The sequence below is a fragment of the Halomonas citrativorans genome, from assembly GCF_014898005.1.
GTDB lineage: Bacteria > Pseudomonadota > Gammaproteobacteria > Pseudomonadales > Halomonadaceae > Vreelandella > Vreelandella citrativorans.
Genome location: NZ_JABUYX010000016.1, coordinates 63,049 through 73,766, shown reverse-complemented (window position 1 = coordinate 73,766; position 10,718 = coordinate 63,049). Strand labels below are relative to the sequence as shown.

Below are 10,718 nucleotides of genomic sequence, written 5' to 3'. Positions count from 1 at the left end.
CCATACCTACCGCTGTTGTGGAGCCCCTATTCTGGCCCAGCTCAGGAGACAAATTCCACACCCAACGTCGAAGAGCCAGATAAAGAGAGTGCGCTTTTTAAGGTGTCTGAAAAATAAAGAAAGCTTGATGTTGTTGGTTTGAGTCCAGCGCTTGGTATGTATGTGTAAAGAGGAAGCGTTTTTTAATCTTGTAGGAAGTGTGGGTGTTAAATGCACGCTATGCTTTAATTTGTATATAAAAAAGCCTTAGCAGAAGCTAAGGCTTTTAGAGCTAGTGTGCTTAGAACTAGTATACGAAGGCTGCTTTACGCTTCTGCTTCGTCACGTTCAAATTCAGCGGCTTCTTCAAGCGCTTCTTTTGAAGCGTTAACGCGGACATCATACTCGTTACCTTCCGCATCCCAGATCAGTTCGAGTGAATCCCACTCGATGGCGACATCTTTTTCACCCATGCCAAGGAAGCCGCCAACACCGATGATCACAGCGGTCACTTGACCACTCTCATCAATAATCAGGTCGTGGATAGTACCGATGTTCTCGTCATCTTCGACGGTGCTTTTAACATGATGGCCCTTAAGGGAGTCTGAGTAGAAAACGTTTTCTGGTACACTGGTCAGGTAGGTTGCTTCAACTTCAACGGTCGTTGATGTTGTTTCTTCGGCGCTTACATTACCTGCTGCTAGCATGAAAGCAGGAACCATTAGTGTACCAATGACGGCTGATTTGATCATTTTCATTCCTCTTTCTCCTTGATAAGGCTCAGTATCTTACGTTGGTGTCTAAATCAAACAGTTGAAGCTAACGATTCAGGACGATCCAGTTTATGAACCAGGCAGTGATACTTGAATCGCTGCCTTTCCTTAAAATGTAGAATATACATTAGGTGCCAAAGGCTTGTAGATTAGTTGCAAAGTAGGCTTTAAGCGTTGTTTGCAATTAAAAAAGCCTTGTTACGGTTGTGTGAAGCTCCGTGTTTGACACAATATCAATGTAGTCGCTGTGCTCTGTTTTTCAATAGTATTGTTAACATATTTTTTAAATATCGGATTTTTAAAGACTGTTGGCAAGGCTTTACAATCAATGGCAGGTTCGTTGTGCTAGTTAACGGAAGTTGTGTCAGGGGGCATGGAAGCCTGCCTCTTTCGAGAAGACTTCTCTGGGGTATGTATGCCGCTTTGATAGGGGTTAAGTAGCAGTTTTTGTACAAAGCCTAGCGGGCAGGGTCCAGTACGCCGCCTAGCGAAGCATTACGCCTAAACCAGCCAGCAATGCTGGAGCGAGGTTGGTGGGTGGGAAGCACCTCGTGAGGAACGGTTTCTGATAAAAAGCAGGCAAACGTTCCGGCTTCCGGTACAACACGGGCAACTTCCTTGCTGGCATCATCAGGATGATAGATCACCATTTCGCCGCCGCCATCACTTGGCCATTGAGGATTTAAATAGCCGACGGTAGAAATTACCCGGTTGGCGCGGCCGCGAAAGCTGTCCAAATGGCGCTGGTAAAAAGCGCCCGCCGGATAATGGGCAAAATGCGCTTCATACTCAAAAAGGCCTAAAAACAGCGCTTGGTTAAGCGACTGCTGTAGCTCGCTCATTGCATCAAGATAGTGGCGTTGGGCTTCACTTTGACGATCCAGCCAGTGAATAGCATCGCCGCGAATATCCTTGCGCAAATGATGCTGCTGACCTCGGCCAATCCCGGCTTCTTCAAGCGCATCATGCTCGGCCATGTGCGAAAGCTCACGGTGTAAGGCGTGGCAAAGATCAAGATTGATCGCCGCGCGCCCCACATACCAGCCTTGCTCCACCAGCGCATCAACAATCGCTACTTGTGCAGCGGGCGTTAACACGGGCGACGTGGTGAAGTTTGAAAGCATCATTTGCGTATACTCTTGGGCATCGCCGGATGGTGGTCAGCGGACAGTTGGCTGGTACGTTCAGGGCTAGTACGCTCAGGATAGTGCCGTAGTATACCCGGGGGTTGTTGATATAAGTCGATGGGCATGCCAAATCCTTCGGCTAACAACTCGACCAGCATCATCGCTGAAAGCCCCCAGATCACATGGCCATCCACGTGGTAACTAGGTACGTAGTGAGGCACGCCATCGACAGGAATGACATCCGTATGGGTACGCTGGTCCTCTAAAAAGTGGCTAAGAGGGACTTCAAAGATGGCGTCTAATTCACCGAGATCTGCGACCAAAGGCAGGTCCGGTGGAATAATGCCTACCCACGGTGTTACCCGCAGGCCATGCAGCGAAATCACATCTGAAAGTCGGCCTAGCGGCTCGACCACCGCTGGATCAAGAGCAATCTCTTCCTGAGCTTCGCGCAGCGCCGTGGCGTAAAGATCTGTATCTTCCGGCTCGCGTTTGCCGCCGGGAAACGCAACCTGACCGCTATGGGTAGTTAAGTGGCTTGCCCTGCGTGTAAACAGCAAGGTCGGCGATACGCGATCAACCACAGGAATCAGCACAGCGGCTTCGCGCATCTGACATTGATCTAGCCTTTGTGGGTTGAGCTGTTGCAGCCGTTTGCGTAGATTCTCTAACATGGGGTATCCCGTCACTTTGTCCCTTTTTACCCAGCAGTGGTTATGTGCGTCAAGCATCGATAACGAGTGCCATTTAGCCGTAGGAATATGCCATGAATTTTTGCAGCCAGTGCGGCGATAACGTACGTTTCGCGGTCCCCGAAGGTGACGACCGGCCGCGCTACCTGTGCGATGCCTGCGGTACTATTCACTACCAGAACCCGCGCATTGTCGCTGGAACGCTACCCGTCAGTGGCTCCAAAGTCTTGTTATGTAAACGTGCCATTTCACCTCGTAAAGGCTACTGGACGCTGCCTGCCGGGTATATGGAAAATGCTGAAACGACGCAACAGGCTGCCGCCCGCGAAACCCGTGAGGAAGCACATGCCGAGGTGCTCCTGGGCGACCTTTATACCCTGATTGATTTACCGCATATTAATCAGGTGTACATGATTTTTCGGGCAGAGCTTGTCGGTGGCTTTAGCGCCGGTGTTGAAAGCCTTGAGGTCGCCTTGTTTGATGAGCATGAAATTCCCTGGGATGAGATAGCCTTTCCGACCATTGAGCGGACGCTGCATCATTTCTACCGGGACCGGCTGGACCACCACTTTCCGCTACATACGGGCACGATCACATCTGAGGATCGTGAACGTTACTTTGGTAGTGCTTAAGCGAGCAAACCCTAAAGCTCGGCAAGCTGCCAAACATCATAGGCGACTTCTTCATAAGGGTGGGCAAGCTTAAGCGCGGCGATAGCCGCGTGTATGCAGGTGTCTTGGCAAACGAGCTCCACCTTAAGCTCTTCAACGTGCTCGAGTGTTCCGACTGCGCCGATATGCGGGTCAGCACCCGAAAGCGGGCGAAACTGACCGGTGCCACGGGTTTGAAAGCAGCAGGCTTCATAGTTGCCGATTCGCCCGGCGCCCGTCTCGAAAACGGCTTCTTTAACGCTTTCGGCATCGTCAGTGGGCACAAAAAATGCAAGCTTATACATGCCATACTCCTGTTAAAACGTGACTTTAAAAAATGGCACTTAAAACACAGCCTAGTGACATACCTGGTGACATAGTAGTGAACAACAGTAGTGAACAATAGTAGCGAACAGACGGCTTCTGGTCGCATGATTAGCTTTGTATGATGACGCTTTTGTGAATATGGTTATCGTCACGTTATCAATAAAGGCAGGACGCCAACCGATGGATAAATTTGAGGTGAAGTTGGACCAAGCGGCCAGAGCCGCCTGGATGTCGTATGTGGGCGGTCTAACGCAGGATGAAATCGCAAGCCAGTTGGGTGTTTCCCGGCCAGGTGTACAGCGTCTGTTGGCGTTTGCGCGTCAGGAAGGGTTGGTGAAGGTGCATATTGACCATCCTATTTCGAGCTGCATGACGCTGGGTCACACGCTGCGTGAACATTTTGGGCTGACCTTTTGCGATGTAGTGCCCGCTGAGACGGCATCTGCGGAAAGCGCCACGTATTACCTGGGCGTTGCCGGGGCAGAGCGCATCGGCAAGTTGGTTGAGCGTAGCGAGCCGTTGACGTTATCACTGGGTAGTGGACGCTCTGTGCGGGCGGCGGTAGAAGCGCTTGATCGAACGGAGCGGCCCCAGCACCGGTTTGTGTCGCTGGTGGGGAATGTCGCCCGGGATGGCTCGGCCAACCGCTACGACGCGGTGATGCTCTTGGCGGATAAAACTGGTGGCGAACGATTTCTACTCCCCGCGCCGGTGGTGGCCGAATCGATTGACGAGAAAAACGCAATGCTTTCCCAGCGCCTGTTTCAGGCTATCGCCAATGTGGCTCGGACGTCGGAAGCCGCGTTTATTGGGGTAGGGCGAATCGACCGCCAGGCGACGTTGTTCCAGGACCACTTTATCAGTGAGCGCGAGCTTGATGAATTGTTGGGTTTGGAGGCCGTGGGGGAGCTGCTCGGCTGGCCGTTAAATAGCCAAGGCGAAGTCATTGACTGCTCCATTACTCGGCGTGTGACAAGCTTGCCGCTTGAGCATTTTGGCAAGCATCTTATGGTCGCGATTGCCGGTGGCTACGATAAAGCGTTAGGCATTCATGCGGCACTACAAGGCGGCTGGTTAAAAGGCTTAATCACCGACGAAGTGGCGGCACGGCGCATTGTTGAGCGGCTACCTTCCCGCCAAGCGTAATGCGTTAAAAAGAGGCGTAATCATAAAGTCTAAGCCGCAGGGCTTTGATTTTTTTTCCTCTACGTACGATCATTTGTTCGAAACATGATCAAAATGATCAGGCGATAATAATGCCAACATTAGCCAAAGGAGAGTTATATGCGACTCGCGCGTCACTTGCCCGTCACCACCTTAGCAGCGGCCATTGCCGTGGCAGGCCATGCTCAGGCACAAACTGAAATCACGGTCGCCACCGTTAATAATAACGACATGGTGATCATGCAGAGCTTGACCGATGCGTTTGAAGAGGCGCATCCCGATATCACCCTGGACTGGGTCGTGCTGGAGGAGAACGTTCTTCGTCAGCGCATGACCACCGATATTGCCACGGGCGGCGGCCAGTTTGATGTTATGACGATTGGCGCTTATGAAGCACCGATCTGGGCGGAGCGCGAGTGGCTTGAACCCTTGAATGACCTGCCTGATGAGTACGCCGTAGACGACTTGTTGACCTCCGTACGCGACGGGCTAAGCCTTGACGGCACGCCCTACGCGCTGCCGTTTTATGCGGAAAGTTCGATGATGTACTACCGCAAAGACCTCTTCGAGGAGGCCGGGATTGAAATGCCCGAACAGCCGACCTGGAGCGAGGTACGCGATTGGGCCGAGCAGCTCCACGGTGCGCAGGAAGGAGTGGCGGGTATCTGCCTACGTGGCAAACCCGGTTGGGGTGAAAACATGGCCTTCGTCACTACGCTGGTCAATACCTACGGTGGCCGCTGGTTTGATGAAGAGTGGAACCCCGAAATCAATTCTGAGCCCTGGATGAATGCCATTGAGTTCTATGTGGACCTGCTGGGTAACTATGGTCCTCCTGGCGCCAGCTCCAACGGCTTTAATGAAAACCTGGCGCTGTTCTCACGCGGTAACTGTGCGATGTGGGTCGACGCTACCTCTGCTGCGGGCACGCTTTATGATGGTGACGAGTCGAGCGTCGCCGATAACCTCGGTTTTGCCCCGGCGCCCGTGGCTGAAACGCCAAAAGGCTCGCACTGGTTATGGACCTGGGCGCTGGCAATTCCAGCCTCCTCCGAGCATAAAGATGCCGCTAAGCAGTTTATCTCTTGGGCGACATCACAAGAGTACATTGAGCTGGTGGGCGAAACCCAAGGGTGGACCAACGTACCGCCGGGCACTCGCGCATCCACCTACGCCAATGAGCAGTACACGGAGGCGGCGCCTTTCGCTGATTTTGTGCTGAACGCGATTCAAAATGCCGACCCGACCGACTCCACGCTAGAGCCGAACCCGTATACCGGCGTGCAAATTGTCAATATTCCCGAGTTCCAAGCGATTGGCACCCAGGTAGGGCAGAGCATTGCCGCTGCGTTAACCGGTGACACCACGGTAGAGCAAGCGCTTAACAGCGCCCAGCGCGCCACTGAGCGCACTATGCAGCGAGCGGGTTACAACGACTAATAAGTAAAAGCGCCTACCCGTTACGCGGGTAGGTGTGTTGTAACGGTTTCTCGTTGGTTTTTTCGCGCAGGTATTCCCATGACTAAAACACGTGCTTCTGGCCGTACGGTTGGCGGGCTAAGAACGTTATCGCTTCAAGCTCCCGCTGTGACGCTGCTGTTGTTATGGATGATCATACCGTTAGGCATGACGATATGGTTCTCCTTCCAGTACTACAACCTGCTGATGCCGGGCATGAGTGGCTTTGCCGGGGTTGAAAACTACGAGTATTTGCTAACCGACCCCGCACTGTGGAAGGCAATGGGCAATACCTTGCTGCTGGTAGGCTGGGTATTGGCGATTACCGTAGTAGGCGGCACGCTGCTGGCCGTTCTTTTTCAACAAGACTTTGCCGGGCGCGGTATTGCCCGAGTGCTGGCAATTTCACCCTTTTTTGTAATGCCCACCGTGAGTGCGCTGGTGTGGAAAAACATGATGATGCACCCCTCCAACGGGGTGTTGGCATGGTTGGCAAACTCGTTTGGTTTGCCTGCCGTGGATTGGTTTTCAACGCTCCCGTTAACCTCCATCGTGATTATTGTGGCGTGGCAGTGGCTACCCTTTGCGCTGTTGATTCTGCTCACCGCCATGCAATCCCTGGATGAAGACCAGGTGGAAGCCGCACGAATGGATGGTGCCGGGCCTATCGCGATCTTCTTCTTTATAACGCTTCCGCATCTTAAGCGAGCCATCAGCGTGGTGATCATGATCGAAATGATCTTCCTGCTGACCATTTTTGCCGAAATTTTTGTGACCACCTCAGGCGGGCCTGGGCTTGCGACCACCAATTTGGCTTATCTGATCTACATGCGGGCGCTGCTTGATTTTGATGTGGGGGTTGCCTCTGCAGGCGGGGTAATCGCGATTATTCTTGCCAACATCGTGGCGATTTTCCTGGTGCGGATGGTTGCGAAAAACCTTGAAGATTAGCGCTTTGGGCACTTGGAGAATATAAATGTCATTATTACGTTCCACTACGCCAGCGCAAAACGTGTCGGGGGCGGGCACTGCCCGCGGGTCGGCCGGCATGAAAACGCTCGTGATTACGCTGGTGGGCTGGTCGGTAGCGCTGGTGATTTTCTTCCCGATTTTATGGATGATACTCACCGGGTTTAAAACCGAAGCGGCCGCAATTGCCGACCCAAGCTTTATCTTTACGCCCACGCTTGAAAGCTACGAAGCCGTGCAGGCGCGCTCAGGCTATGCACGCTTTGCGCTCAACAGTGTTGCCGTCGCCTTTGGCTCGACGTTTCTGGCGCTGTTAATTGCTATTCCTTCTGCCTATGCCATGGCCTTTCTGCCCACTAAACGCACCAAGGGCACGTTGCTCTGGATGCTTTCTACCAAGATGCTGCCGCCTGTTGGCGTGTTGGTACCGATCTATCTTATTTTCCGCGATGTCGGGCTGCTGGATACCCGCACGGGGCTGATCATTATTTACACGCTAATGAACCTGCCGATTGTGGTGTGGATGCTTTACACCTTCTTTAAGGACATGCCCAAGGACATCCTTGAAGCCGGGCGAATGGACGGTGCCTCGACGCTACAAGAAGTGTTCTTCCTGCTCTTGCCGCTCACTCTGCCAGGCATTGCCTCTACCGGTTTGCTCTCGGTTATCTTGAGCTGGAACGAAGCGTTCTGGAGTCTCAATCTCACCTCTTCCAAGGCGGCACCGTTAACCGCTTATATCGCCTCGTTCTCAAGTCCTGAAGGGCTGTTCTGGGCCAAGCTCTCGGCGGCTTCTACCATGGCCATCGCCCCTATCCTCATTCTTGGCTGGATGACCCAAAAACAAATGGTGCGTGGCCTGACCTTTGGCGCCGTCAAGTAAAGGAGTTTTGCATGGCAACCTTACAACTTAACAATATTACCAAGCGCTTTGGCGACACCGCGGTCATCAAAGGGATCAACCTTGAAGTCAACGACCGCGAGTTTGTGGTGTTTGTGGGGCCTTCCGGCTGCGGAAAATCAACGCTGATGCGCATTATCGCGGGGCTTGAGAGCGCCACTGATGGCGATATCGTGATTGATGGCCAGCGAATGAACGATGTGGGGCCTGCCGACCGTGGCTTGGCGATGGTGTTTCAAAGCTATGCCCTGTACCCGCACATGACGGTAGAGGGCAATATGGGCTTTAGCATGCGCTTGGCCGGTGTGCCCAAAGAGGAGCGCCGCGCCAAGGTGCTGGAAACTGCTAAAATACTTCAGCTTGAGCCGCTGCTTGACCGCAAGCCCAAGGCGCTTTCCGGTGGTCAGCGTCAGCGCGTGGCGATTGGTCGAGCTATCGTGCGCAACCCGAGTATTTTCCTGTTTGATGAGCCGCTTTCCAACCTGGATGCCGCGCTGCGCGTACAGATGCGTATTGAGCTTGCCCGCCTGCACGAAAAACTCAACGCCACCATGATTTACGTGACCCACGACCAGATTGAAGCCATGACCATGGCCGATAAGATTGTCGTCTTGCATGACGGCGTGGTCGAACAGGTCGGTTCACCCATGGCGCTCTACCATCACCCGGCAAACCGCTTTGTGGCCGGGTTTATTGGCTCGCCAAAAATGAATTTCTTTGATGTTGAATTAATCAGTACCTCGCCGGAAGGTGTTCAGGTTCGCTTGCCAGGTGGTGGCGAATGCATGGTGCCCGTCAACGCCCAAGCGCTTGAAAACGCGTCTTCTGAAAACACACCAGTCGAAAGCCAGCCAGCCCTTGAACTGGGTATTCGCCCCGAGCACCTGGTGCTTGATGAGGCGGGTGCGCTCAGTGGCCAGATTGAAGTGCTTGAGCGCTTGGGTGGGCAAACCTCGCTGTATGTACGTATGGGTGACCTGTTGGTCACGCTGATGACGGATGGGGATGTGGCCTATCGCGTTCACGAGACCATACGCTTTGGCTTCGCCCCTGAGCGGGCACACTTGTTTGCGGCCGATGGCCGCGCGTTGCCCAGTCTTGCTCAGCATCCGCTGGCGGGGCTTACGCGCCACGATAACCGCACACCCGGTGATGAGGCGTTGGCATGAAGGCAGTGATATTTGACTGCGATGGCGTGTTGGTGGATAGCGAAGCACTGGCGGAAGGTGTGCTGGAGGAGTATCTCGGTAGGTGGCTACCCGATTTGAACATTGCCGAGCGGCTTAGCCAGGCGTTGGGAATGACTACCGGCGACATTCTTAAGCACCTGGAGCAGCACAGCGTGTATACGCTACCTGATAACGCCACTGAACAGGTGGACGCGACCATTGAAGCGCGCCTGGCGCGTGAGCTTGCCCCTGTCGCGGGCGCGCACGATGCCGTGTTGGCAATTCCCTTGGCCAAGGCGGTGGTATCCAACAGCCGCCGTCAGCGGGTTGTAGCGTCACTTGCGTGCACTCAGCTGGCTGATGCCTTTGGCAAGGACACGCCTATTTTTACGGCGGACCAGGTAGCCAACCCCAAGCCAGACCCCGCGCTTTATCTGCTGGCCGCCACGCAGCTGGGCTATCTCCCTGGTAATTGTCTGGTCATCGAAGACAGCGTGGCGGGTGTCACCGCCGCTCACGCGGCCGGTATGTGTGTCATTGGTTTTGTCGGTGCCAGCCACGTGGATGCCGAACAGCCAGCACGGCTTTTACACGCAGGCGCCTGGCGTATTTTGGAGCACATGCAGGGGCTGAACGCGCTGGTGAATGAGTGGCAAGTACGCATTGCTAGCTAAGCAGGCGGCTGTTAGCACTCAACAACACTCAAATAAGACGGGGCGATAATGAAACTGACCGATAAAGTGGCGGTGATTACCGGGGGCGCACGGGGCATCGGCTTGGCAATTGCGCAACGCTATTTGGAAGAGGGAGCCAAGGTGGTGGTGGCGGATATTGATGCCGCGGCCATTGAGGAAGCCCTTGCCGTGTTGCACCAGCAGGCCCGTGGGCAGGAGACGCTAGGGGTCGTGCTTAATGTCTGCCAGCGCGCCTCTATTGATGCCATGGTGGAAAAGGTCGTGGCGCATTTTGGCGGTATCGATATTTTGGTCAATAACGCCGCAGTTTTTGATTTGGCACCGGTGCTTGAAGTGACCGAGGAGAGTTTTGATAAGCAGTTTGCGGTGAACACCAAGGGGCTTTTCTTTACGCTACAGACGGTCGCTCAATGGATGGTTGAGCAGGGGCGGGGCGGCAAAATTATCAATATGGCCTCCCAGGCAGGAAGGCGGGGCGAGGCCTTGGTGAGCGTTTACTGCGCCAGTAAAGCCGCCGTGATTAGCCTGACGCAATCCTCTGGCCTGGACTTGATCAAACATGCGATCAACGTTAACGGCATTGCCCCAGGTGTCGTCGATACTCCGATGTGGGAAGCAGTGGATGCGCTGTTTGCTCGCTATGAAAACCGCCCCTTGGGCGAGAAAAAGCGCCTGGTCAGTGAAGCCGTACCCTTTGGCCGCATGGGCTTGCCGGAGGATCACACCGGTGCTGCGGTCTTTTTGGCCAGTGCCGACAGCGATTACGTTGTTGCTCAGACGCTCAATGTGGATGGCGGTAACTGGATGAGCTGAG

At 54.0% G+C, this 10,718-nt stretch carries 12 protein-coding genes; 8 read left to right on the top strand and 4 right to left on the bottom strand.

What is annotated here, in order from left to right:
* Nucleotides 1-305: 305 nt before the first annotated feature.
* The 3 genes from INT20_RS13500 to INT20_RS13490 form a co-directional block, all read right to left on the bottom strand.
* Nucleotides 306-737 carry a PRC-barrel domain-containing protein gene (locus INT20_RS13500; protein ID WP_172116000.1) on the bottom strand — a complete coding sequence of 144 codons (432 nt, stop codon included), beginning with the start codon at nucleotides 735-737 and terminating at the stop codon, nucleotides 306-308.
* Nucleotides 738-1,210: 473 nt separating this feature from the next.
* Nucleotides 1,211-1,879, bottom strand: coding sequence for a 2OG-Fe(II) oxygenase (locus INT20_RS13495; protein WP_193053974.1), 669 nt, complete (start codon nucleotides 1,877-1,879; stop codon nucleotides 1,211-1,213).
* Complete coding sequence (locus INT20_RS13490; protein ID WP_193053973.1) at nucleotides 1,876-2,553, bottom strand: CoA pyrophosphatase; 678 nt, start codon at nucleotides 2,551-2,553, stop codon at nucleotides 1,876-1,878. Before INT20_RS13490 ends, INT20_RS13495 begins: the two co-directional genes overlap by 4 nt.
* 92 nt (nucleotides 2,554-2,645) lie before the next feature.
* On the opposite strand from INT20_RS13490, the gene INT20_RS13485 reads away from it, so the two are divergent.
* On the top strand, nucleotides 2,646-3,203 hold the full coding sequence (locus INT20_RS13485; RefSeq protein WP_193053972.1) for an NUDIX hydrolase: 558 nt from the start codon (nucleotides 2,646-2,648) through the stop codon (nucleotides 3,201-3,203).
* An 11-nt stretch (nucleotides 3,204-3,214) separates the two neighbouring features.
* Here INT20_RS13485 and INT20_RS13480 read toward each other — a convergent pair whose 3' ends face one another.
* Nucleotides 3,215-3,526: a Nif3-like dinuclear metal center hexameric protein gene (locus INT20_RS13480; RefSeq protein WP_193053971.1), complete on the bottom strand. Its 312-nt coding sequence runs from the start codon at nucleotides 3,524-3,526 to the stop codon at nucleotides 3,215-3,217.
* Nucleotides 3,527-3,728: 202 nt separating this feature from the next.
* Here INT20_RS13480 and INT20_RS13475 point away from each other — a divergent pair, with 202 nt between their 5' ends.
* The 7 genes from INT20_RS13475 to INT20_RS13445 all read left to right on the top strand — a co-directional run bounded on the left by INT20_RS13475 (nucleotide 3,729) and on the right by INT20_RS13445 (nucleotide 10,717).
* The gene (locus INT20_RS13475; protein ID WP_193053970.1) at nucleotides 3,729-4,694 is read left to right on the top strand and encodes a sugar-binding transcriptional regulator; all 966 of its coding nucleotides are present in this window, start codon (nucleotides 3,729-3,731) and stop codon (nucleotides 4,692-4,694) included.
* A 138-nt stretch (nucleotides 4,695-4,832) separates the two neighbouring features.
* On the top strand, nucleotides 4,833-6,152 hold the full coding sequence (locus INT20_RS13470; RefSeq protein ID WP_193053969.1) for an ABC transporter substrate-binding protein: 1,320 nt from the start codon (nucleotides 4,833-4,835) through the stop codon (nucleotides 6,150-6,152).
* A gap of 78 nt (nucleotides 6,153-6,230) precedes the next feature.
* Nucleotides 6,231-7,121, top strand: a complete 891-nt coding sequence (locus tag INT20_RS13465; protein ID WP_193053968.1) for a carbohydrate ABC transporter permease — start codon at nucleotides 6,231-6,233, stop codon at nucleotides 7,119-7,121.
* A gap of 25 nt (nucleotides 7,122-7,146) precedes the next feature.
* Nucleotides 7,147-8,022: a carbohydrate ABC transporter permease gene (locus INT20_RS13460; RefSeq protein WP_193053967.1), complete on the top strand. Its 876-nt coding sequence runs from the start codon at nucleotides 7,147-7,149 to the stop codon at nucleotides 8,020-8,022.
* Between the two features lie 11 nt (nucleotides 8,023-8,033).
* On the top strand, nucleotides 8,034-9,209 hold the full coding sequence (locus tag INT20_RS13455) for an ABC transporter ATP-binding protein (protein WP_193053966.1): 1,176 nt from the start codon (nucleotides 8,034-8,036) through the stop codon (nucleotides 9,207-9,209).
* Entirely contained in the window at nucleotides 9,206-9,883 is a 678-nt protein-coding gene (locus INT20_RS13450) for an HAD family hydrolase (protein WP_193053965.1), read from the top strand. Before INT20_RS13455 ends, INT20_RS13450 begins: the two co-directional genes overlap by 4 nt.
* Nucleotides 9,884-9,931: 48 nt before the next feature.
* Entirely contained in the window at nucleotides 9,932-10,717 is a 786-nt protein-coding gene (locus tag INT20_RS13445; RefSeq protein ID WP_193053964.1) for an L-iditol 2-dehydrogenase, read from the top strand.
* Nucleotide 10,718: the final 1 nt, after the last annotated feature.

What these genes read in the sequence shown, in the direction of transcription:
- INT20_RS13450 (WP_193053965.1), top strand. Translation starts at nt 9,206, where the DNA reads ATGAAGGCAGTGATATTTGACTGCGATGGCGTGTTGGTGGATAGCGAA.
- INT20_RS13445 (WP_193053964.1), top strand. Translation starts at nt 9,932, where the DNA reads ATGAAACTGACCGATAAAGTGGCGGTGATTACCGGGGGCGCACGGGGC.
- INT20_RS13465 (WP_193053968.1), top strand. Translation starts at nt 6,231, where the DNA reads ATGACTAAAACACGTGCTTCTGGCCGTACGGTTGGCGGGCTAAGAACG.
- INT20_RS13455 (WP_193053966.1), top strand. Translation starts at nt 8,034, where the DNA reads ATGGCAACCTTACAACTTAACAATATTACCAAGCGCTTTGGCGACACC.
- INT20_RS13470 (WP_193053969.1), top strand. Translation starts at nt 4,833, where the DNA reads ATGCGACTCGCGCGTCACTTGCCCGTCACCACCTTAGCAGCGGCCATT.
- INT20_RS13495 (WP_193053974.1), bottom strand. Translation starts at nt 1,879, where the DNA reads ATGATGCTTTCAAACTTCACCACGTCGCCCGTGTTAACGCCCGCTGCA.
- INT20_RS13460 (WP_193053967.1), top strand. Translation starts at nt 7,147, where the DNA reads ATGTCATTATTACGTTCCACTACGCCAGCGCAAAACGTGTCGGGGGCG.
- INT20_RS13500 (WP_172116000.1), bottom strand. Translation starts at nt 737, where the DNA reads ATGAAAATGATCAAATCAGCCGTCATTGGTACACTAATGGTTCCTGCT.
- INT20_RS13475 (WP_193053970.1), top strand. Translation starts at nt 3,729, where the DNA reads ATGGATAAATTTGAGGTGAAGTTGGACCAAGCGGCCAGAGCCGCCTGG.
- INT20_RS13485 (WP_193053972.1), top strand. Translation starts at nt 2,646, where the DNA reads ATGAATTTTTGCAGCCAGTGCGGCGATAACGTACGTTTCGCGGTCCCC.
- INT20_RS13490 (WP_193053973.1), bottom strand. Translation starts at nt 2,553, where the DNA reads ATGTTAGAGAATCTACGCAAACGGCTGCAACAGCTCAACCCACAAAGG.
- INT20_RS13480 (WP_193053971.1), bottom strand. Translation starts at nt 3,526, where the DNA reads ATGTATAAGCTTGCATTTTTTGTGCCCACTGACGATGCCGAAAGCGTT.